General features: G+C 63.6%; 14 protein-coding genes and 1 pseudogene. 8 read left to right on the forward strand and 7 right to left on the reverse strand.

The annotated features are described in order from the left end of the window. Positions 1-239: 239 nt before the first annotated feature. Positions 240-2,807 carry a hypothetical protein gene (locus H7007_RS00580; protein WP_287152539.1) on the forward strand — a complete coding sequence of 856 codons (2,568 nt, stop codon included), beginning with the start codon at positions 240-242 and terminating at the stop codon, positions 2,805-2,807. Between the two features lie 176 nt (positions 2,808-2,983). Here H7007_RS00580 and H7007_RS00585 read toward each other — a convergent pair whose 3' ends face one another. From H7007_RS00585 to H7007_RS00595, 3 genes are all read right to left on the reverse strand, one after another. Then, positions 2,984-4,117, reverse strand: coding sequence for a nucleotidyltransferase family protein (locus tag H7007_RS00585; RefSeq protein ID WP_287152540.1), 1,134 nt, complete (start codon positions 4,115-4,117; stop codon positions 2,984-2,986). Between the two features lie 747 nt (positions 4,118-4,864). Continuing rightward, positions 4,865-6,532, reverse strand: coding sequence for a long-chain fatty acid--CoA ligase (locus H7007_RS00590; RefSeq protein ID WP_287152541.1), 1,668 nt, complete (start codon positions 6,530-6,532; stop codon positions 4,865-4,867). A gap of 440 nt (positions 6,533-6,972) precedes the next feature. After that, positions 6,973-7,128, reverse strand: coding sequence for a hypothetical protein (locus H7007_RS00595; RefSeq protein WP_287152542.1), 156 nt, complete (start codon positions 7,126-7,128; stop codon positions 6,973-6,975). 500 nt (positions 7,129-7,628) lie between these two features. On the opposite strand from H7007_RS00595, the gene H7007_RS00600 reads away from it, so the two are divergent. The 7 genes from H7007_RS00600 (at position 7,629) to H7007_RS00630 (ending at position 13,397) form a co-directional block, all read left to right on the forward strand. Further along, on the forward strand, positions 7,629-8,042 hold the full coding sequence (locus H7007_RS00600) for a lasso peptide biosynthesis B2 protein (protein WP_287152543.1): 414 nt from the start codon (positions 7,629-7,631) through the stop codon (positions 8,040-8,042). Continuing rightward, complete coding sequence (locus H7007_RS00605) at positions 8,035-8,337, forward strand: PqqD family protein (RefSeq protein ID WP_287152544.1); 303 nt, start codon at positions 8,035-8,037, stop codon at positions 8,335-8,337. Before H7007_RS00600 ends, H7007_RS00605 begins: the two co-directional genes overlap by 8 nt. After that, positions 8,330-9,193, forward strand: coding sequence for a hypothetical protein (locus H7007_RS00610; protein WP_287152545.1), 864 nt, complete (start codon positions 8,330-8,332; stop codon positions 9,191-9,193). Before H7007_RS00605 ends, H7007_RS00610 begins: the two co-directional genes overlap by 8 nt. A gap of 37 nt (positions 9,194-9,230) precedes the next feature. After that, complete coding sequence (locus tag H7007_RS00615) at positions 9,231-10,397, forward strand: radical SAM/SPASM domain-containing protein (protein WP_287152546.1); 1,167 nt, start codon at positions 9,231-9,233, stop codon at positions 10,395-10,397. Then, positions 10,360-10,512: a hypothetical protein gene (locus tag H7007_RS00620; RefSeq protein ID WP_287152547.1), complete on the forward strand. Its 153-nt coding sequence runs from the start codon at positions 10,360-10,362 to the stop codon at positions 10,510-10,512. Before H7007_RS00615 ends, H7007_RS00620 begins: the two co-directional genes overlap by 38 nt. 451 nt (positions 10,513-10,963) lie before the next feature. Then, a complete protein-coding gene (locus H7007_RS00625) occupies positions 10,964-12,277 on the forward strand; it encodes a fibronectin type III domain-containing protein (protein ID WP_287152548.1) in 1,314 nt (437 codons plus the stop codon). 205 nt (positions 12,278-12,482) lie between these two features. Beyond that, positions 12,483-13,397, forward strand: a complete 915-nt coding sequence (locus tag H7007_RS00630; protein WP_287152549.1) for a rhamnogalacturonan endolyase family protein — start codon at positions 12,483-12,485, stop codon at positions 13,395-13,397. A 322-nt stretch (positions 13,398-13,719) separates the two neighbouring features. Here H7007_RS00630 and H7007_RS00635 read toward each other — a convergent pair whose 3' ends face one another. From H7007_RS00635 to H7007_RS00650, 4 genes and pseudogenes are all read right to left on the reverse strand, one after another. Then, on the reverse strand, positions 13,720-15,348 hold the full coding sequence (locus tag H7007_RS00635; RefSeq protein ID WP_287152550.1) for a polysaccharide biosynthesis tyrosine autokinase: 1,629 nt from the start codon (positions 15,346-15,348) through the stop codon (positions 13,720-13,722). A gap of 346 nt (positions 15,349-15,694) precedes the next feature. Then, the gene (locus H7007_RS00640) at positions 15,695-19,612 is read right to left on the reverse strand and encodes a DUF5719 family protein (protein WP_287152551.1); all 3,918 of its coding nucleotides are present in this window, start codon (positions 19,610-19,612) and stop codon (positions 15,695-15,697) included. A 687-nt stretch (positions 19,613-20,299) separates the two neighbouring features. Further along, the gene (locus H7007_RS00645; protein ID WP_287152552.1) at positions 20,300-21,979 is read right to left on the reverse strand and encodes a tyrosine-protein kinase domain-containing protein; all 1,680 of its coding nucleotides are present in this window, start codon (positions 21,977-21,979) and stop codon (positions 20,300-20,302) included. Between the two features lie 183 nt (positions 21,980-22,162). After that, positions 22,163-22,638, reverse strand: a pseudogene (locus H7007_RS00650) (hypothetical protein); the annotation flags it as partial.

Consider the following 22,638-nt stretch of genomic DNA (forward strand, 5'->3'; position numbering starts at 1 on the left):
CAGGGCCGACTCTCCTTCACGGTATCCGGAGGAGAGAGGAAGGCAGTGCTTGCCGGGGGGAGGGAATGCGGGTCCGCCTGGCCTTGGAGAGCGTGTACCGCCGTGGCGGCGAAGGAAGTTTCGCAAAAGTCCCTGGGCCTGGCCTTGCGGGGGATGAGCCCGTGGAGGGAAGAGCGCGTAAAGAGGTCAGGGAATCGGGCGCCCGGCAGAAGGGGAGAGGGGGACGGTAATCGAGGAAGATGGAAAGAACTTCCAGAAGAAGGGGAATGCGCATCATGGCCTGCACCAACTCCGGGCGTCACCTGCGTAGCCTGGCAGCGGTGGCCTGGACGGCGGCCCTGTGCCTGACGCTCGTCGTACTTCCCGCCGGAACCCGGAGTGCTGCCCGCGAGGGGGTCCCCCCCGACTTCCCAGTGGATCCGTTGGGAAGGCTTCCATCCAGTCCGCAGGCGGCCCACAAACGCCTGGAAGGACCTGGATACCGACGTCCGGGCGGCGGCGAAGGTGAGGTTTTTGATGGAGAGTGGCCGGATACCGGCCGAGGGGAGGGGCCGTTTTTAGCCGCCGAGGTGCAATCGGGACTCCTGGTCTCCCTTCCTCAGGACACCGTGGAAGGCAAGACCACCCATCCCGGCTCCGGAGTGCGGGTGGAGCTCATCCGGGAACCACAGACGTGGACCCTGGAGACCACCACCACCCCGGGAGGATGGTTCTCCGTGGATTTCGGGACCCTGGGCACGGAGATAAGCTCCGGAGACCGCGTGAGGGTCACCGACCTGGCGGGAGGGCTGCCCGTGGAGGTGGAATGCTTGCTCACCGCGGTTGCCGATACGGCGGAGGATCGGGTGTACGGGACCGCGGCGGCGGGGAACCAGGTCGATGTGTACATAAAGACCCCCTCACTGTACTACGAGGACGTGCCTCCCGGAGCGGCGAAAAGCACAGCAGCCGCCACCGGCGGCACCTACCAGGCCTCGTTCACCGGCCTGGACATCCGGGACGGGGACGTGGCCTATGTCTTCTCCAGCGACGCGGCGGGGAACACGGTCATGGAGGTGGCACGGACCGGTCCCGCGCTGGTTGTCTACCCGCAGTACGACGAGGTGATGGGCTTTTACCTCCCCGGGTCCACGGTCACCGTGGAGGCCGGCACGGCCTCTCGCACGGTGGGAGTTTCCCGGCTCGGGTTTTTCGACGCCTGGTTCTTGGACCACGACATACTCCCCGGGGATAAGGTGAGCGCCGACCTGGGCGGGTCACGCTCCGTGACCGTTGGGGATGTCTCGGCATCCGCGGACCCCTTCACCGACCTGGTGAAGGGTAAGGCGCCTCCCGGTAGGGAGATCCGCATCACCATGGACATCTACGGACAACCCGTGACCGTGGAGACGGCCAGCGATTCCCAAGGCTTCTTCTCTTACGACCTCACCGGCCTGTACAAGGTCTCCGGGATGGAGGTCTACAACGTGGCCTGGTACAACGAGGCGGGGGACTGCGTGGTCTACGAGTTCCAGACCTATTCCTGGTTCCTGCCGGAGGGGTATACGGGACAGGGATTCGACGAATGGATACTGATCATGAATCCCAGCCAGGAAGGGGTGCAGGTCAGGGTGCTCTTTCAGACCGCTCAGGGAGAGGTGGAGGGCCCCCTCTTCACGGCGATGCCGGGTTCACGAATCAACGTCCACGTCAACGACTGGACGCCGGGGCAAGAGGTCTCCACCATGGTCACCGCGATGGACGGGGGGGACATCATGGCCGAGAGGGCCATGTACATGTACGGTACGGTGGACGGCAAGTGGGGAGCCCACGACTCCATAGGCATCATGACCCCCAGCCACCTGTGGTATCTGCCGGAAGGGGCCACCTATTTCGGCTTCGACCAGTGGGTGCTCGTCCAGAACCCGAACGACGTGGAGGTGACGGTGAAGGTCTCCTTTCACACCCAGGGAGGGATAGCCAAGTCGCTGGAGGCAAAGGTGGCTCCCCGCAGCCGCTACACCGTTCACGCCAACGATCACGTGCCGGCCACGGAGTTCTCCACCCGCGTGGAGTGCCTCACCCGGGAGGGCGGCGTCCCTCTGCCGGTCTTCGCCGAGAGGGCCATGTACATGAACACCCCGGACGGGAAGCGGGGAGCCCACGACTCCATCGGCTCCTCCACGCCCGCGCCGGAGTGGTATCTGCCTGAGGGATGCACGCGTCCCGGGTTCGATGAGTGGGTGCTGATAATGAACCCCAATGAGACGGGCACCTGGGTGCGCGTCCTCTTCTTGACGCCCTCGGGAATAGGTGCGGTGCGCGAGATGGGCATGAACCCTCAGTCGCGAGCCACGGTGCACGTGAACGAGGTCGTTCCCGGCAACGACGTCTCGGTGACCGTCGTCTCCCTGGACGGGGCGGGGATACTGGCCGAGCGGGCCATGTACATGAACACCCCGGACGGGAAGCGGGGAGCCCACGATTCCCTCGGTTCCTTCCGCGCCGAGAGGTTGTGGTACCTGCCGGAAGGTTGTACCCGCCCCGGTTTCGACGAGTGGATCCTGGTCCAGAACCCCAACGATGCGGAGGTCCCCGTCAGGGTCACCCTCCTGGGGCCCTCGGGGCCGGTGGCCCAGCAGACCTTCGTCATGCTTCCGCAGAGCCGCTTCAACGTGCATCCCAACGACCTGGCTCCGTTCCAGGACCTGGCCGCGGTGGTGGAGTCACTCGACGAGGCGGGCATCCTCTCCGAGCGGGCCATGTACATGTGGACGGCGGACAACAAGCAGGGCTCCCACTGCTCCATCGGCATCCCCGTGCTCTGAAAGCGGAGCAAGATCCAACGCCCTCGCGCAGGAAACGACATGCGGCTCTGCGCGCCGTTCTTGCGCTCTTGAAGTCGCCCATGCGCCTGAGCCCAAGAAGGGGTGCCCGGGAACGGGACCGAATCCCGCGGAGGTTCTCCTTCCGGCGTGGATGAGGAGCGGGTCGGCGAAGAGGGTCAGAAGCGCCTGAGGCCTCGCCTGATGTGTCCGGGAATATATGCCAGGCCGCGGAGACGCTCCCCGGGCCGGTCGGCGAGCAGGAAAAAGAGAAAGTTGGCGGGGGAAAAGGAACGTGAGCGGTGAGCGGGGAGATTCCATGGGGGAAGGGAGCGGATGAAGAGCTTCCCCGCGAGGTACCCCGGGGTGAGCTCCCCGACCACCGAGGCGGGGACGCGGTTCGCCGGTTCCAGGTGGCGGAGGTAGAGCAGGCCCGGCCCCACCTGGCTGGCCACCTCCCAGCGCCTTGCGCATCGGGAGACCTCCTCCCAGTCTATATCCATCCTGTCAATTATTTCCAGAAGATCCCGGAACTTGATGAGGCGGGCATAGCGGTGGTTGACGGCCAGGTCCAGCAGGGTGACGATAAGAAGGTGCTCGGGCCGCATGGCCAGGATGGGGATTCCTTCCCAACTCTCCCCTCGCGCATCCCTCCAGATGTCGGACACACGGAACCGCGTGCGCCTCTCGTATTCGGCCGGCCAGTGCATGCCCACGTGCACGTCCACCTCCACAGCGGTGATCCCATCCTCCAGGACCAGGGAGTACACGGTACAGGCGGGGGCGGGGACGAAGGTGGGCCTGCCCTCCAGGGGCCGGAAACCGGCCCCGCACAGGGCGGAGTGCAGCCCGCGGAGGTCTTCCTCCCTCACCAGCAGGTCGAAGTCCCGGAAGGGCCTGGCGCCGGGCTTCCGGTAGTAGCGCGCGGAAAGGTAGACGCCTTTGAGAGGGATCGCCCTTATCCCGGACTCGGACAGGGCGGTAAGCGCCGCTCTGGCGCCGTGGATAACCAAGGAGGAGCGTACCGTTTCCCGCCGGTATTCCTCCTCCCAGAGACGCAAGGTGGAGGATGGGAGGCCCAGGGCATGGCCGAGGGAGGCGCAGTCCGCGGCCACCAGGTGGAGTAGCGGAAGAAGCTCGTGATAGCGGGCATGCCCGCTCAGCCTCTCCTCGTCTCCCGGGCCCAGACGGCTTGAGAGGCGGGAGAGGCTGCGGGCATCCCCAACATCGCCGAACCGGTAGGAGACGGCGGCCAGGAGAAAGCCGTCGGCATCGCCTATATCGTTCGTGCGGGAGAACCCCAAACGACTCACATGGAGAACCTCAACTTAACCGTGCTTCACCTTGCTCCAAGTTCTTCCCTACATGTGCCCGGAGTGGCGCCTTTCACCTCGGACCGGAGTATAGCGATCATCGCCTGCAAACACTCGATACCCATGTTTTACCGCAAAGGCCTCTCCGATATTTTTGGATCCGGAAGTGCCCACCGAAAGGAAGGGCATCGTTTCTTGCTCCAACCTTTCTAGACCTCCGGAATACCTCTGCGCCTTCCGGGTCGGGTGCCCCTCCGGATTGCGGGCCATGGCCGGCTTACTCACCCCGTTTCCAGGGACCCTTCGCCTTCCATGTCGGTCGGCACGGCATGTACTCGGAGACGCACGTCGAGAGCTCGTCCCGTTCGGCCTGTTTGTCGCTCCCGGAAGGCAAGGTCGTCTCCTGGATCGACCCGGGCGCGGGAACGCCCGCTTGAACAATGCGACACCTTTTACGTGCCCGGTTCGTCGGGCAAACCCGGCGGCGGAGACACAGCCGTTTCCCGCCCGTTCGTTCCCGGGAAGTCGTCCCCTGCCCGAGGATTCGCCCCCGCACCGTTGGAAGAGAGTCGCATCTGCCGACCTCCCCGCGCACCGTTCGTGCCTTCCCGTTGGCGGGTCGCGGTGTTCTCCGGCTAGACGACGCGGCGTATGGTCCGGATGCGGCAACCTGGGTGTCGTCAAAGCCGTGCCGTTCGGAGGCCGTCCGGAAGGCGAGTGCCCGTCCGCCGGAGATCGCCGATCTCCCTACTTCTTCATGTAGAAATCCCCGAACTGCTCCCTGGCCACTCTCTTGGCGATCTTCCCCACCGAGGTCTTGGGAATCTCTTCCACGAAGAGGATCTCGTCGGGAAGCTGCCACTTGGCGAACTTGGGGGCTATGAAGTCGAGGATGTCCTCCTTGGAGACCTTTCCCTTGTGTTCCTCCCGCAGTACCACCAGGGCCAGAGGCCTCTCCTCCCATTCCGGATGGGGTATCCCGATGACCCCCGCCTCCAGGACGGCGGGGTGAGCCATGATGGCGTTCTCCAGGTCCACGGTGGAGATCCACTCGCCGCCGCTCTTCACCAGGTCCTTGAAGCGGTCGACGATCTTGATGTAGCAGTTGGGGTCGATGACCGCCGCGTCGCCGCTCTTCCAGTAGCCGTCCTCGGTGAAGGCCTCCGCGCTGCGCGGGTCCTCATGGTAGGAACAGGTCACCCAGGGCCCTCTTATGTACAGCTCTCCGACGGACTTGCCGTCGAAGGGCAGCTCATTGCCCTCCTCGTCCACCAGCTTGACGTCAATGCCCACCACCGGGATGCCCTGCTTCCTCTTGAGGTCCCACCTCTCCTCCTCGGAGAGGTCCTGCAGGGAGTCCTTCAGGAAGTTTATGGAAACCAGGGGCGTGGTCTCCGTGGCCCCGTAGGCGTGGATGACGTCCGCCTTGCCCAGCTCCCAGTACTCCTTCATCATGGCCAGGGGCGGTTCGCTGGCTCCGGAGACCATGCGGCAGCCCTTGAGGTCGGGCTTGGGGTCCATCTTGCGGATGTATTCCAGCATGGGCATGAAGATGGCCGGCGCGCCGCAGGTCACGGTGACTTTCTCCGCGAGCAGCATGTCCACCAGCACGTTGGCCATCTCCAGGGTGTACATGCCCGGGAAGACCAGCTTGGCGCCCACCAGGGGCGCGGTGATGAATGCCCCCCAGCCCAGAACGTGGAACATGGGGGTTATCTGCATCATCACGTCGTGCCGGGTGAGGTTGAGGTTGATGGCCACGGCCAGGGTATGGAGGTAAAGGGCGCGGTGGGAGACATAGACACCTTTGGGCTTACCGGTGGTTCCGGTGGTGTAGCAAGCGGAGCAGGCCGCCTTTTCGTCCACCATGGGCCATTGGATATCCTCCCCCTCGCCCTGGAGGAGCTCCTCGTAGGCGTAGAGGGGTTGGAGTTGGGTCTGCAGGGAATCCGCCGCGCGGTCGGTTATGACCAGGTATCCCTCCACCGTGTTCAGTTGCTGGGAGATGGGTTCGATGAGCGGAATGAGCAAATCGGAGACGCATATCAGCCTGGCCCCGCTGTGGTTGATTATGTAGGCTCGGTCCTCCGTGGACACCCGAGGATTGATCTGCAGAAGCACCGCTCCCAGTCCGGAGATGGCGTAGAAGAGCTCCGCGAAACGGTGGGTGTTGAAATCCAGGACCCCCACACGGTCCCCAGGGCCGACCCCCAGTTTCCGCAGGGCGTTGGCCAGGCGGCAAACCCGCCGGTAGCATCCCCGGTAATCATAGCGGAACACGCTCCCGTCCAGGTTGCGGGAGGCGATCTCCACCTCGCCGTAGGAACGCGCCGCATGCCTGAGGATGGTGGGGACGTTCAGCTGGTAGTCGTTGTTCGAGGTGGACGGAAAACCGCGCACGATTTCGTAACCCATGATCTTACCTCCCTTTACTCGTCATTCCGCTTACTCCCGGTGTAACCTCTGTCGAGCCCTGGGTGAGCCTCTCCGCGGCATTCCGCGCTCCGCGGTCGCCGCCTCTAAGGTCTCGGGGGCCCTTTGGTGTTGCCGGATCCGGACGCGAGACGCTTGAGACACGGGAGGGAGCACCCCTCCCTGCTCCATGGGGCGAATACGGCTTGCGCCGTACACCGATCCCCGCCGTGACCATACCCACGCGGTGAGGGGCCTGGCGTCCCCTTCTTATGAACGGGCGTTACGCACACCTACCTAGGACCACCTTCCGTTCCCGGGCGCCGTGGCCAACCGCGGACATCCGAAGCCTCACCCAGAATTATATAGCCTTGAGTGGCATTATACCCATATAGGAGCGGCCTTCCGGACGTGGTCATTCCACGAGTTGTGCGTTCATCCGCTCACTCCCGGTACTCCGCACCACAGATGGAGGTCACCTCGGCGTCCATGAGCACCTGCGCCGTCGGCATAATCATCTCCCTCGGCAAGTCCGCGTCCACCTCCTCCAGTCTCCGGCACAGCAGTTCCGGAAGGTTCACGGTGTCCCTGTAGGCCATCGTGTCTCCAATCTCTCCTGCGGATACCTCGAGAAAAGGACGGAACGGCGGTTTTTCTTTGTCATAGGATTTCTGGCTTATACACCACTGCCGGAGACTCTAACGGCACCTGCCGGAAAGATGCTGAAACTCCTCCCCTGGATCGCGCATTGTGAGGATGCGGTTTTGGCGGCAGCAGAAGCGTAAGTCATGCTTGATTACATACGGCCGTAAGGCCTCCGAGGCGGTGAGTGACCGTGCGCGCACAGGGCCAAGGGCCTGTTGTAAGGGAGCCCGAGAATCGGCAGCCCGCGAGATAGGGATCGTTCCCGCCCGACGTAATGAGAGCGGACCGCGAACGAGAGCGGAGGTCGCTTGGGGTGCCCTGGACACGACCGCCGCCTTTTAACGCCCCTTTCCGCGTCCGGATCCCGAGGGACCGACGGCTTCCTGTGAATCCCGGGAAACGCCCCGGGATGAGGCTCAAGGTGTGGTGGTGGGGGCTGCGCTATACTTAGAGCATGAAAGAGCAGCTCGCGCTTACTACATGGAAAAATAAGGCAATTAGCCTCGCATATAAGGCGCGCCTTCATGGCCTCGCCGCGTATCGCCTGGCGAGGGCATGTATCTCCCCTACCGCCGAGCTCCGCAGGCTGGAGAGGATCGAGACCGGGAGAGCGGGGGCGGGGGAGCGCGCCGTTCTGGAGTGCGCCGGAAAATGGTTCGCCCTCTCCGAGAAATTGGGAAGGAGGCCCTCCTGCCTGGTGCGCTCCCTCATCGTCGCCGCCCTCCTGAGGCATGAGGGCCATCCGGCCAGGATTGCCTTTGGAGCGAGGAAAGAGGGGGAAGGAATGGGCGGCCATTGCTGGGTATGCGTGGGGGATCGTGTGGTGTACGGAGAAGCCAAGGGTTACCAGGAGCTGGTAGATGGTTGAGATTGGATCGCCCGGAGGAATGCTCGAGCCGGGATGGAAGCTGAGGAGGGTGAAAGGGATCGCCTGGAGGATGATTGAGGACGAAGCCGTGCTGGTGAACGTGCGGAGCGACGAGGTCCTCCATCTCAACCCCACCGCATCTTACCTGTGGTCCAGGCTGGACGGTGAGAGGAGCCTGGAGGAGATCGCCGAGGCCATGACCCTTGAGTTCGAGGTGGAGAAAGAGGAGGCGCTCCGGGACGTGATGGACTTCGCCTCCCGGCTGCTGGAGAAGGGGGTCGCGGAAGTTGTCTGAGTGGGAGGCGACCCTCCGGGTAGCGGGAATCACGGTGCGGATAAGATCGCGGGTGGGAGACCCCTCCCCCCTTCTCTCCCCGGATTTGGCCGCTTTCCTCCACGACGGCGTACCCAAGGCGTGGGTGGAGCTGGCGGAGGACGAGGTAGCCCAGGCTGACCCCCTGAGACGTTTTACGCCGCCGCAGTTCGGATTGAGGGCCCTTCCCGACGGAGGACTGGCCATGGTGAAACGCGCGGGGCGCGGCGAGGTCCTGGGGACGATGCATCCCGGAAGGGGCGAGGCTCGCCTCGGGCTTCCCGACCTGGGGACGGCCTGGCGCGTGGACCAGGAGGAGGAGGGGGTGAGGGAGGCCCTGCAGGCCTTCCTGCGCGCTTTTCTGCAGGCCCTCCTCCTGGAAACAGGGGGGACCATGCTCCACGCGGCGGGCATCGAGCTGAAGGGCTGGGGCTTGGCCTTCACCGGCCATACCCGTTCCGGCAAGACCACCCTTGCCCGGAGGTTTCCCAGGAACCGGGTGCTGGGCGACGATCTGGTGGCCGTGTCGCCTTCGGAGGAAGGTTTCCTGCTCTACGGGACCCCTTGGCCCGGCCGGGAAGGGGGCCCGGTGTCCTACGGAGGCGTGCCCCTCAGGGCGGTTTTCGTCCTCCGGCCTGGGGAGGAGAAGGGCGTTGCCGCGTGCGCTCCGGCAGAAGCCGTGTCGCTTCTCGCTGCCGAGGCGCCCCGTCTGGAGATGCCGGATGAGGAAAGCAAGCTGTTGGAAGTATTTTCAAGTTTGTGCGCCGCGGTCCCGATATGCAGATTGAGCGCCGGGCTGCAGGACGATGTCATGGAGTACGTCGAAGAATTCATCTAAGATGGTGGAAAGCGGCCGGCAAGGGAGAGGATACGAAATGCGGACACCGAAAGGAGAGGGGACGGAAGTCCTGCGGCGGGAAGACCGGGAATTCGCGGACAGGCTCTACCGTTCGCGGGTGCCTTATTCGGGAAGCCTGGAACTGACTCACCGCTGCAACCTCTCGTGCCGCCACTGCTACCAGTTGCCGCCGCGCCATGCGGAACTGGATACCCGTGCCTGGGACCGGCTCCTGGAAGAGCTGTCGAGGTTGGGGTGCCTCCACCTTTCCTTCACCGGCGGGGAGCCCCTGCTGCGCCCCGACCTGCCGGAGCTCCTGGAGCGGGCGGTGGAACTCGACTTCGCGGTGACTGTGCAGACCAACGCCGTGCTGGTTGACGGGAAGATGGTACGCATCCTTCGGGGCCTGCCCAATGTGAGGGTGGACGTGAGCCTTTACGGGGCCCGACCCGGGACTCACGATTTCCTGACCCGCGTTCCGGGCTCCTTCGCTGCGACGCTCAGGTCCCTGAACCTCCTCAGGGAAGCGGGAGTCCCCGTGATCCTCAAGGTGACGGTGGGCAACTTCAACCTCCCGGAGATGAATGACCTGGCCGCCCTCGCTGAGGACCTGAAGGCGGAGGTGGTCTTCTCTCCACTGATATTCCCGCGCAATGACGGGGACCCGGCCCCCACGGGGCTCCGCCTCGACGATCGCGGTCTGGAGGATTTCTACCGCCTGGAATGCGGGTATTGGCTAACACGATGGCGGGCTCTCACCGGCGGGGAACAGGGTGACCCTTCTTTCCTCGGCCCCGCCATGGAAGGGTGCCTTGTCGGCCTACCCGGAGGGGATGCCTCCGGACGGCGCCATTGCGGCTGCGGAAGCACCGTCTTCGCCGTCAACCCCTACGGTGACGTATATCCTTGCGTGGCCTTTCCCCTTGTGGTAGGTAACGTAGCGGAGGAAGGCTTCGCCGCGGTATGGGAGAACTCTTCGGTGCTACGGATGATAAGGAAAAGCGATGAGGAGATCCCCTCTTCTTGCGAGGACTGCCCGCATTTGAGCATCTGTCCATTATGCAGAGCACTTTCCTACCTTGAGGACGGAGCACCGATAACCAGGAACCATGAGCGGTGCCGGCAGACACACATCATGACCGGAGTCTTGTCTGAGGTCTTGGAACATGAAAAAGCAGGCCGGAAAGAGGAAAGAGTACCGTAAACCGGACATGACCGTTCTGCGCATCAACCGGTTCTTCCTCGGCGGATGCCAGAACATCTGGCCCAATTGCTATTCCCTGTTCCTCTTCATACCCGGCGCCGCTCGCTGCCGCTGATCTTGCCGGGAAATACCCGCTCTCCCTCCGAAGATATGCCCACCAAAGCGTCTTTACGAACATAACGGGTATATGTGTTCAGGATATGGAACCCCCTTTCCGCCGTACCTGGCCCCGCAGCGTAATGGCCATCTCCCTCCTTCCGCCATCCATAAGGCTTTTTATCTGGACATAACGGGCACATGAGTTCGGTATGAACCCTATACGTCATGGTCGCTGTGAAAGGCGGCGCGAGGCAGCCTGAACGAACATAAAAAGGCCGTTTATTCGCTTGAGGAAAGGGGTTCCCGTTCAACCTCCCAAGCACACCGCTGACGGGCATATTGCTCCGATGGCCGGATTTTTTGAAAGTCCCAGAAACTATTCGCCGTTCTCTGAAGCGAGGAACGGAGAAAGAATCGACGGAAGGGACAGTCAGAAAAAGATGAACCCCGAGGGAAAGCGAGCCAAGATGAAAGGTTACCGGAAACACCAGCTTGCGGGGGCCACGCTCACGGCCCTGCTTGTCATCGCCTCCCTTTCCCTTGCTTTCACCGGGCCGGCGGCCAGGGAGGGCGTTCCGGTGGCGGCCGCCCGCGGGCAGCAGGTCAGCGGTGTGGCGGCACCGGTAGCCGACAAGGTGACCCTTACGGGCAGGGAAGTCGCCAGGATTCCCGAGGTGACGATACCCGAAGGGACTTCTGCTCTTGCAGTTTCCCCGAAGGTGAAGGAGGGCGTGAAAACGCAGCCCTCGGAAGGCGACGCGGAATCCAAGCCGGTGGATGGAGGCGAAGCGCAGAAGGCCATACCACCGGATAAGATCCCCATACCGGAAACGGGGGTCAACCCGCCGACCGACCTCGCCGGGACCTTCGTGCCCCAGCAGAAGCCCTATGTGCTGCTCAAATGGAATGGCAACAACCATCCCAAGTTCTTGCGCGAGTTCCGGATCTACCGGGTGGTGGCAGGCGAGGAACTGGTGGGGGATCCGGCCCCCATAGACAGCACCAAGAAGGAGCAGTACCAGGATTTCGGTCTGGAGCTCGGAAAGACTTACGTCTACTGGGTGACCGCGGTCTCCAAGAGCGGGGAGGAGAGTGCGCCTTCCAACACTGTGGAGGTTGTGACCTACCAGAACCTGCCACCCCAGACGCCGCAGGGCCTCACGGCGGCGGCCATCGATCCGGGGGTGTGCCTGGATTGGCTGCCCAACCCGGAATCGGACGTGATCGGCTACATGGTCTACATGATGAGCGGGGGTGTCTATCAAAAGCTGACCGCTCAACCGGTAACGGAAAATCACTTCTATCACCCCACCGGAGTTGCGGGTAACGTCTACGCCGTGACCGCGGTCAACGTCTTCGGCACGGAATCCGGGTACGCGGTGGCCGAGGCGTCACCCGCCGCACCCTCCTATTTCGAGGAGTACGCCGCAGGGGTGATGGTGGAGGGCTTGTGGGTCTCCGAGGCATACCCCGAGGCCTCCGGGGGCAGGATACTGGTGGCCGGTAGCGCGGGAGACAGGTTGCACTTCAAGTTCACGGGGCGGCAGGTGAAGGTGATCTCGGCCATGTACTGGACATGCGGTTCGGCGGCCATGTACATCGACGGTGAGTACATCACCACCGTGAACCTCTACAGCTACGACCCGGTGTTCGGCTCGGTGACGATGGACGTCCCGGGCCTGGTATACGGAGAGCACACCCTGACCATAGAGGTCCTGGGCACCGGCAATCCGGAGACGAACCTCTACTTCGTGAACGTGGATGCATTCGAGGTGCTGTAGCGCGGACGAGGAAGTTAAGGACGAGAAGGCAGGTTTTTCGGAAAAGAGCAGGACGCAAAAACGTAGCCCACAAGAAGGGCCGCCCGTCATGGGCGGCCCAGCCATCCTCGGGGTATAATTTAAAAGGCCGTCTTACGGCCTTGGGACAAGTTAATCGGCTCGCAAGACACGATCGTAGAGCTTGGACGGAACGTGGTGGGGTGTTTTGAGACTCAGGCTTGAACCTCGCTGGATAAAGTTCCTTCTCACAATTCTGGGAGGGCTTTTGCTCGCTTCTGCATCCCTCTATCTTCTGCGTCTGGGGGAGACGGGCAAGGACAGCGGAACGGACTTTTCCGAAGATGACCGCGCGCTGATACTCAACCCCGACCTCCCGCCGCCGCGGGAGGTAAGGGTGAGCGTGGACAAGGGAGCCACTGTCGCCTGGGAGGGGGAGGAAGGGGACATGAGAGTCATCGGGTACAACATCTACCGCTACAGCGGGGAGGGGGATAGCGGCGAACGCGTGAACGCGGCCATCGTGTCCGATACCGTCTACCACGATGATGACGGCACCATGTTCAACAGCTATGCGGTGGCTCCCGTGGACCAGAACGGCAGGGAGGGGAGGAAGTCCGAACCCGTGGCCCCCGTGGCGGAGCCTAAATCCATAAACGCCCTGGTCCCCGTGGCGAGGCCGGTGCGGTTGGAGGACATGACCTTTCGCGGTCAGCCCGCCCCGGACGGGCTCCCCCCCAAGGCAGTGGACTGCACGGCGGACGGGATGAGCTACGTGGGCACCTGGTACCTCGAGAGGTACGCAGAGGTGACCGGGGGAACCCTTATGGTCACCCCATATGCGGGGAGCTACCTGGCTTACACCTTCGCCGGGGACGGGGTGGCGGTCATCTCCACCCGGCACTGGAATTACGGGATCATGGAGGTCTATGTGGACGGCGAGCTGCGCGCGGTGGTGGACCTCTTCGCCACCGAGACCCTCGTAAAACAGAGGGTGTTCGAGGCCTCCGGTCTGGGACCTGGGGCGCATACCATAAAGCTGGTATGCACGGGGAGGCGCAATCCCTCGGCCAACTTCACCTTCATCGACGTGGAGGCCCTGGAGGTCCTCTCGGGGCCCTAACCCCGCGTTCCCCCCCTCGAAGTAAATCAATCAGTAGGTTCTGGCGCGGCTTTAGGCCTCATCTAATGTGGCTGCCAACGTTTTTCAAGCCTACGTATAGTGGGCGAACGAGGTGTTGTGGCGACCGTGGGCTCAATTTGTTCCGCCGCCGGCGGACCTCCCCGCTTGGCGGGGGGGTCGTTAGCTATGGCCGAAGCGACTGTTGCAGGTGTGAGGTCGCCCTGCTTATCCATGGACGAAGCTCCATGATAAGTGAGCCGGCGGCACTACGGCGAAAGGGGTGATTCGTAGCGAGGCTAGTGTGGCGTCAGCCCATAGCTCCTCATTCCTTAGAGGGCTGGTAATAGTAATAACGGTAGTAGCCGTAGCGTGTGGCGGGAGCGATGCCGGTGATGACCAAGCCGAGCAGGTGAGCGTTCACCTTACGCAGGAGCTCGACGGCGCGGCGAGCACTGTTGCGGTTGGATCTCCCGTAACGGGCCACGAGGATCACCCCGTCGCACATGGCGGCCAGGGCTATGGATTCGGAGGCCACCAGCACCGGCGGGGAATCCAGGAGGACGTAGTCGGCCTCCCCACGCAGCCTGGAGACGATATCCTTCATGGCTCCGGAGGTGGTCAGCTCCCCGGGGTTGGGTGGCTTGACTCCGGAGGGGAGGACGAGCAGACCGCGGCCTCCCACCTCACATAGGGCTTCCTCCAGGGGTATGCCTCCCGCCAGGACACCGCTCAACCCCCTCTCCGGGTGAACGTCGAAGTACTTGTCCAGGACCGGTTTTCTGAGGTCCGCTTCCACCAGGACGACCCTCTTGCCCGTCTCCACCAGGGCTGCGCCCAGGTTGACCATCACCGTGGACTTGCCCTCCTCGGGTTCGGCGGAAGTGAAGAGGATGGCCTTGCGCTCCCCCTGGAGGTCCAGGAAATCGAGGTTGGTGCGCAGGGTCCTGTACCCCTCCACCGCCGGGTGGCGGGGCCTTTCCTGGTAGACGATGTGGCGGGGAGGGAGGTCCTCGGGTGACACCATGGGTATCTCCCCGATGATGGGCAGTCCGTAGTGTTCCTCGAAATCCTCCCGCGAGCGCAGAGTATCGTCGAGGTAATCCACAAGGAAGGCCAGGCCGGTTCCCAGTATGAGGCCGAGGAAGAAGGCCAGCACGCCGTTGCGCATCGGCCGGGGGGACGTCCGGGTACCCAACTGCGCCGGCTGGATGATCTCCAGGCCCCGCTGTTCCAGAGACTCGGCTATGCGCAGGGTCATGTATTTCTCGTAGAGAGCTGCCCATAGGTTTACCCCGCGCTGGGCCTCCGCCTGGAGCTCGGCGGGAAGGTTCCCAGCGGTGTACTGCTTGGCCCGCTCCGCCACCTCCCGGATCTGCTCCTCCACCTCCTGGATGCGGTTCCAGACCTCTTTGCGCGCCTCGCTTATCTGGCGGATGGCCGCCAGCTGGCGGCTGGCGATGTATTCCTCGGCGTAGGCCTGGGCTATGTCCCGTGAGAGTTGGGGGTTGTTGCTCCGCACGGTGATATCGAATATGTTCGTACGCTGCACCGGTTCCACCTTGACCATGGAGGCCAGCTCGAGGGAGGCGGGGGTCTTTTCCGGGATATAGACGTCTTCACCGGCCTCCCTCTCCCGCGCCCGCTGCTCGTAAAGGAGCTGCAGGTGGGCCTCCACGGCCTGGGCCATGGTGTCCGTTTTAATGATCTCCGTCTGCGTCTGGATGTAGCGGTCGGGGTCGAAGAGGGCGGAGGTGAAAAAACTCCCCAGCACCGATTCGCTGGCCGAGCTGACCTCGCTGAGTATCTCCACCCGCGATTCATAGACCGGAGCCTGCAGGAAGGTGAAGATGAGGGTGGCGGCCACGATGACCCCCAGGGTACCCAGGAGTATCCACCGCCGGTTTACCAGCACGCTTATATAATCCTTCAGCTCCATGCCTTCGCCGTCCACTTCCCACGCCGGAGCGCTTTTCCGGAGAATTCGAGTTCACCGGCCGGCTTTCCTCCGCACGCCTCGTCTCGGAGGATCATATGCTGGGCCTTGCGCTTTCAGATTACCCGCCGGGCCGGTCTCCCTGCAAACAATCTCTTCCCGGAGGAAGGCCTTGCGCTTGCCCCTCTGCGCCTTCTCGCGTTTCTGTCTTCATGGGGTTTATCGGGTTCGCCCCCCGTTTTCTGAACCCGGCCCAGACCTGGGCGACCTTCCTTTTCCCGCCCGGTACGACCCAATGTCTAAACACCTCCGTGTCAAGTGACCATTGGGGAAATGGGGCGCGCCACTCGGTCCGGATTCCCGCTCAATATCCACGCACGCCTATGGAGACGTGTCCCCCGTCGCGACCTCTCCAGTACATGGCCCGCTCGCAGATCACCGGTAAGGTAGCGCTGATCATAATGGAGACGTCGCTTTCCTTCACCACGTCGTTCACGAAGAGGGTGGAGCGTGAGTTGCCGGGCTGCTGGAAGGAGAGGAACTGGGTGCTGCCGTCGGGTTTCATGAAGGAGAAGGAGACGGTCGCCGGGGCGGGATTGGGGTTCTGCACCAGCACGTACTCCTCGAACCCCCAAGCGGTGGTCCCCTCCGCCAGGTACCAGCGGGTTGAGGGCAGGGGGGTGCCGATGGTGTCGTGGCCCCCATAAGAGGATGCTCCACGCCAGTACATGGCCCGTTCGCAGATCACCGGGCGGGTGGAGGTGACCTTTACTGAGAGGTCGGTGTTCTCAAGGCCGGGAATGGAATCCACGGGTAGGGTATAGCGCGAACTGGGCGGAACCACCGCGCCATGGGGGTGGACGGTGCCGTCGGGGAGCATGAACTGGAAACTGACCACCGCCTGCTGGGAGCCGGGGTTCTGCACCAGCAGGTACTCGTCGAACCCCCAGGCTGTGGTCCCCTCGGCAAAGTACCACTCGGTGGAGGTGGAAGGCGTCCCGGCGGTATCGTGTCCCAGGTCCATTCCGTAGCGGTACATGGCCCGCTCGCAGATCACCGGTAAGGTGGCCTCAACCCGGGTGGAGACGTCGCTCTCCTCCACCAGGTCGTTCACATACACAGTGTGGCGGGATTCCCCGGGCACGGAGAAGGAGTGGTTCTGGGTGGCGCCGCCAGGCTTCATGAAGGTCAGGGTGACGCCCGCCCAGTCAGGGTTGGGGTTCTGGATGAGCACATACTCCTCGAACCCCCAAGCGGTGGTCCCCTCCGCCAGGTACCAGGTGCGGGAGGGAGAGGTCACGCCTATGCAGTCATGGCCACCGGAGCGGTTTCTCCAGTACATGGCCCGCTCGCAGATCACCGGCAGGGTGGCCTCCACCCGGGTGGAGACGTCGCTTCCGGGGACCAGGTTGTTGACGAAGATGGTGAAACGGGATTCCGCGCCCACCTGGAAGACCTCGGTCTGCACGGCGCCGCCCGGCTTCATGAAGGTCACCGTGGCCTGGACGCCTTCGGGGTTGGGGTTCTGGATAAGAACGTACTCCTCGAACCCCCAAGCGGTGGTCCCCTCCGCCAGGTACCAGGTCCTGGAAAGAGGGGGCACGGCGTTGTTGATGCTCACCAGGCGGGAATCCGAGGCCGCGTTGCCGTTGACGTCGTAGGCGGTGGCCTGCAGTCCGTACCCCGCCCCGTCCGGTTCCTGCCTTGTGTCCCACCCCCAGGTATAGGGCGCGGTGTTGTCCGTATGGCGGAGGGTGCCGTTCACCCTGAACTCCACGCGGTCGATGCCGTGGAAATCGTAGGCCTCCACCTCCACGTTCACCGTGCCGGCCAGGACCGCTCCCTCGGCCACATTGGTCACGGTGCAGGTGGGAAGAAAATTGTCGTGGCCCAGGAAGACGAAATGTTCACCGCAACCGGGCCGCGTGTTGCCGGGCCCGTCACCCATGGGGCTGCTGGCCACCAGGTCCTGGTAACCCTGCGGGTCGCCGTCCAGGTCGGCGGAGGTGAGACAGAACCCGAAGGCGTCGTTGCTCTCCGCGCCGTAGATGGCCAGGGAGGAGGAGACGGCCAGGTCCACCAGGGAAGGCCAGGAAGAGATCCCGTTGACCAGCCAGACCGCCCCGCAGTTGGGGCGTTCCGTCCCCATACCCGCGCTGGTGCTTCCCACCGCAATATCCGGCAGGAGGTCGGCGTTGAAGTCCAGGACCTCCACGCTGTATCCGGCGCCGACGTTTGTCTCCGGCCCGTACAAGGTCACCTGGGGCGGGGACTGGGAGAGGTCCTGGACGGGAGGCAGGTTCCCTCCCGGGATGACGTAAGCCTCCCCGCATCCCGGGCGGGATTCTCCCGGGCCATCCGCCCACATGGCCGCCAGCAGGAGGTCGTCGTAGCGGTCGCCGTTCACGTCCTTCAGGGGCCGGCAGACGGAAGAGGGCAGCCCGTCCATAGGGGAGGCTCCGAAGACGGTGCAGTCGCTTTCCGAGCCTAGGTCTATGAAGTAAGGAAAGGAGCCCTTGGGGCGCCCGTAGACCACGTAGGCCTCGCCGCACCCCTCGCGCTGCTCTCCGGGGCCGTCGGCATCAAAGGCCCCGATGAGCATGTCCGCACAGACGTCGCCATTCAGGTCCCCCAGGCTGACCGGGAAACCGGCGGAATCCAGCGGGTCTACCCCGTTGATCACTTTGTTGGGCTTGATGGGGTTGGTGTAATAATCCCATTCCGGCCAGAGGGAGCGTCCCCAGACGATATAGGCGCGGCCGGTGGCCGCGTCCCCGGCGGTCCAGACGTGGGTGGCGTCGAGGGCGAATACGATTCGCTGGTCCTGGGTGAAGAGGACCGCCTCCTTGGTCCAGGTGGAACCGCCGTCGGCGGTCCTGAGCACGGTGCCGGAATCGCCCACCGTCCAGACGGAAGTAGGCCCGGAGGCGGACACGCCGCGGAGGTTGACCCCCACCGGGCTGGTCTGGGCCTTCCAGGAGGCGCCGTCGTAGTGGAGGATGGTCCCCCCGTCCCCCACCGCCCAGACGTGGGTGGCGTCCACGGCGTGCACGGAGTGAAGGTCGCGCGTGGTGGGGCTGGGGCTCACCCGGGACCAGGAGGCGCCGTCGTAGTGGAGGATGGTCCCCCCGTCCCCCACCGCCCACACGTCTCCGGGGCCCACGGCAGAGAGGCTGCGCAAGGTCACGGAAACTCCGCTCGCCTGGGCCGTCCAGGTGGAACCCCCGTCCTCGGTATGGATGATGGTCCCCCCGTCCCCCACCGCCCAAAGGCGAGAGGAATCCAGGGCGTCGACGTCGCGCAGGGTGGCGGCAACCCCGCTGTTCTGCTCCGCCCAGCCCTTGGTGTTGTTGAAGTCGCCGTTGAAGAGCACCTTTCCCCCCGCTCCCACCGCCCAAGCGTGGGTGGTGTCGGTTGCCGTCACGCCGTGGAGGTCCACCTTGAATTTGTTGAAGAGGGTGTCCGCCTGCCATACGCTCCCGTCATAGCGGTAGATGGTATCGTAAGCGCTGATGTATTTCCCCACCGCCCAACCGTGCTTGGCGTCGATGAGGTGCAGGTCGTGGATGAAGTCCTGGTTGGCGCGCCCCTGTGCCTTCCAGTCCGTCCCGTCATAGAGATGTATGCCGCCGTTCCCCAGGTGGGCGCCGAAGAGGACGTCGTCGAACCCATCGCCGTCGATGTCACCGGAGATGACGCTCATCCCGCACATCTCCCCTCCGTTGGCGCTGGAGAAGTAGAGGTCGGGAGGGCGGGCATTGAAGTCCCAGGGGGACCAGTCCCCAAGGTCCGGGCGGCCGAACACCGCGGCGACGCCGCCGGCGAACATGGCTCCGCCGGGGTTGTCCCAAATGGCGCCCATGAGGATGTCGTCCACACCATCCCCGTTGATGTCCCCGCAGGCCACCGAGTTGCCCAGGAAGCTACCGTAGTAACCGTTGATGACCAGGTCAGCTCCCGTTCCCAGGTCCACCTCGGGGTCAAGGCTCGTGCGCCCGAAGTACACGTAGACCTTGCCGGTGTAGAGATAGGGGAAGTCGTCACCTCCCTGGTCGTGGCCGATGACCAGGTCCGAGAGGCCGTCGCCGTTCACGTCGCCGGTGGCCGTGGAGGCGTACATGAGCACCTCGCCGGCGTTGCCGCCGTATAGGTAAGAGTTGGCATCTCCGGCGGCCGTGTCCTTCACCACGGGATCCGCCGCGGAGGGAAAGGTGGCGAGCAGGAAGACCGCGCAACAGAGGAACAGGGCGGAAATTCTGCCCTTGAGACGCTTGTGGCTCATCTCCACTCTCCGTGTAAGGGCCGGCGTTCTCTTGACGATTTTCTTCCAAGGAATGTTTTCATAAATATTATCCTTCCGAGACGGAAAAAACTTTAATTATCGGCCCGGGCTTCAGGTCGGTCTCTTGTCCGGAATAAAAAGCGGTGCCGATCTCCAGGGTTCGAATTCGATCGGAGAAACCTGTGCCCAATCCGTCTTTTCGGTTGGCCTTCCTTTCCGGTTCCTTCGGGATGTAAAGTGTCCAGTGGCGGATGCGCCGCTTTCCTCGTCTGTCGGAATCGCCTTCCATCGCGACGCTTGAGGCATCCTCGGCTTTCCGGACGGTCGCTTATCCCCGGTGGCGGCAGCACCTCCGAGTCCTGGAACGACATCCATTGCAGGTGGTTAATACAACCTGACCTCAACGCAATGTCACCCGCGGCGCAGGCCCTGAGCCCCGACCTTTCGACCGTGTGAGTGCCCAGTGGGCCGCGATGACCTGTGGGGACATGCCGTGATTAAGCTTCCCTCTTTTCAACGCCGCGCGGAGGCCACGCCGTGAAGCCCGTATCCGGTGGGACGCTACGCAGTCGACAGGGATGGATCGCAGGTCTCGTTTTAACCATGAGCCTTCCGGCTTTCGGGCACAACACCCGGACTTCCGGAGGCCGGACGAGAGAGTCACGAAACGTCACCGCGAGGACCGCGTCATTTTCTTTTCCGCCGCATGATGCGTCGGACGGAGGCGGATGTCCCCTTTTTCTCAGAGGCCCCGTACGAATAGCGGTAATAGGGGGCGTAATAATATCCGTAGCCGTAACGGCCGGCGGCCTCCACGTTGTTGATGACCAAGCCCAAGAGGCGGGCATTCACCTTGGAGAGAAGCTCCACGGTCCGTCGCGCCGCTTCCCTCTCCGCGATGCCGTGACTGGCCACCAGGATAATCCCGTCCATCATGGGGGCCATGGCCACGGAATCGGAGACCGAGAGCACGGGCGGGGAGTCCACGATGACGTAGTCGTAGTCTCCGCGCAGGCGCTCGAGGAGGTTGCGCATGGACTGGGAGGCGACCATCTCGGCGGGGTTGGGGGGTTTCACCCCGCAGATCATGAGGTGAAAATTGGTATTGCCGACGGAGATGACAGCCTCCTCAATCCCGGCCGCGCCGGCGAGCACCTCCGTGAGTCCTTTGGCAGGTTTTTCCACCATGAACTCGTCCAGGACCGGACGCCGCAGGTCGGCCTCCATCACCAGCACCTTCTTCCCCATTTCCGAGAGCGCCGCGCCCAGGTTGACGGCCACCGAGGTCTTTCCCTCTTCCGGGCTCGCAGAGGTGACCATGATCACCCGGGTTTCACCTTCCAGGTTGAGGAACTGCACGTTGGTGCGCAGGTTGCGGAATCCCTCCGCGGCGGAACTGTCCGGGGCGGTGAAGTATATTATCTCCCGTTCCTCCTCGGGCGAGGTCCCGAACCCGGGTATCTCGCCGATGATGGAGGTGCCGTAGTGGTGCTCGAAGTCCTCGCGCGTCTTCAGGGTGACGTCAAGGTAATCGGCCAGGAAGGCAAGGCCTACCCCCAGGATGAGCCCCAGGAAGAGGGCCAGCACGGCGTTGCGTGTGGTTCGCGGGCTGACCTTCTCCCCCGGCTCCGCGGTCTCGATGATCTCCAGGCCGCGCTGCTCGAGGGCCTCGGCGATGCGCAGGCTCATGTACTTCTCGTAGAGCGTGGCCCACAGGTTGACAGCCTGGCTGGCCTCGGCCTCCAGCTCGGGAGGGATGGTCTCCTTGGTGTACTGCTTCACCCGCTGGGCGATGTCCTGTATCTGGGCCTCCAGCTCGGTTATGCGGTTCCAGACCTCCTGGCGGGCCTCGCTGATCTGCTTGATGGCCGAGAGCTGGCGGTCCTCGATGTATTCGTCCGCGTAGGCCTGGGCCACGTCGCGGGCCAGCATGGGGTTGTGGTCGGTGAAAATGATCTGGAAGACGTTGGTGTTCTGGGTGCGATCCACCTTCACCCTGGCCAGCATGTCCTCGGGGGAGGGGAGGGAGGAGGGGATGAAGACATCCTTGCCCTCCCGGCGGTCATATTCCGCTTCCTCGTAAAGGTATTCCAGCCGGTCGTGGACGTCGCGGGCCATGGTACGGGTCTTGATGATCTCCGCCTGGGTCTGGATGAAGGTGTTGGGGTCGCCGTAGGCCAAGCTGTAGAGGGCCTGGGTGGCCGATTCGCCAGCCCGATTGATGTCCGCCAGGATGGTCACCCGCGACTCGTAGAGCGGCTTCTGGAGTAGGGAAAAGACCAGCGCCGCCGCCACAACCAGAACGGTGGCCCCGATGATTATCCACTTCCGCCGGGCAATTACGTTAAGATAATCCCTGAGCTCCATCTCGCGCTCATTATATCAGCCTTCGTTTCCCGACCTTTTCCCGCTCCCCTCGGTTTACCAGTACGGAAGCCGCCGTGGCCGCTCACGAGAGGGGGTGCCCTTCCGGGCACCCCCGGATACCATGTCCTCTTAGAGCCCCGCGACCCGTGACGGCGGCGCCGTCGTGGATGCGGACCGATCAGTTCATTCGATGATTCCTCCCGGGATTCCAACCGAGTCGTGCCCGCCCTGCTTGCCGAAGAAGTTGAAGTACACGGCGCGCTCCGCCACCACCGGCTTGGTGGAGGTCACCTTGGTGGACACCTCGGCGTTCTCCAGGCCGGGCAGCTTGTCCAGCCACACGGAGCGCCTCTGGCCGGGAGCCAACTCGAAGTAGAAGGTGGGGGCCGTCCCCTGGGTGAGCTGGAAGGAGAGGGTCACCCCGGCCACCTCCGTACCCGGGTTCTGCACCAGGACGAAGGTGTCGAAATTGTCCCCCAGCGTGCACCCCTCGGCGAGGTACCACTCCTGGGCCATGGAGGACACCCCGATGGAGTCGTGCCCGCCCTGCTTGCCGAAGAAGTTGAAGTACACGGCGCGCTCCGCCACCACCGGCTTGGTGGAGGTCACCTTGGTGGACACCTCGGCGTTCTCCAGGCCGGGCAGCTTGTCCAGCCACA

The organism is Candidatus Solincola tengchongensis, assembly GCF_015711935.1.
In the GTDB taxonomy this organism is placed as follows: Bacteria; Actinomycetota; Geothermincolia; order Geothermincolales; family RBG-13-55-18; genus Solincola_A; species Solincola_A tengchongensis.

Coding starts and splice junctions, on each gene's coding strand:
- H7007_RS00580 (WP_287152539.1), top strand. CDS start 240: ATGGAAAGAACTTCCAGAAGAAGGGGAATGCGCATCATGGCCTGCACC.
- H7007_RS00590 (WP_287152541.1), bottom strand. CDS start 6,532: ATGGGTTACGAAATCGTGCGCGGTTTTCCGTCCACCTCGAACAACGAC.
- H7007_RS00595 (WP_287152542.1), bottom strand. CDS start 7,128: ATGGCCTACAGGGACACCGTGAACCTTCCGGAACTGCTGTGCCGGAGA.
- H7007_RS00600 (WP_287152543.1), top strand. CDS start 7,629: ATGAAAGAGCAGCTCGCGCTTACTACATGGAAAAATAAGGCAATTAGC.
- H7007_RS00605 (WP_287152544.1), top strand. CDS start 8,035: ATGGTTGAGATTGGATCGCCCGGAGGAATGCTCGAGCCGGGATGGAAG.
- H7007_RS00615 (WP_287152546.1), top strand. CDS start 9,231: ATGCGGACACCGAAAGGAGAGGGGACGGAAGTCCTGCGGCGGGAAGAC.
- H7007_RS00620 (WP_287152547.1), top strand. CDS start 10,360: ATGAAAAAGCAGGCCGGAAAGAGGAAAGAGTACCGTAAACCGGACATG.
- H7007_RS00625 (WP_287152548.1), top strand. CDS start 10,964: ATGAAAGGTTACCGGAAACACCAGCTTGCGGGGGCCACGCTCACGGCC.
- H7007_RS00640 (WP_287152551.1), bottom strand. CDS start 19,612: ATGAGCCACAAGCGTCTCAAGGGCAGAATTTCCGCCCTGTTCCTCTGT.
- H7007_RS00645 (WP_287152552.1), bottom strand. CDS start 21,979: ATGGAGCTCAGGGATTATCTTAACGTAATTGCCCGGCGGAAGTGGATA.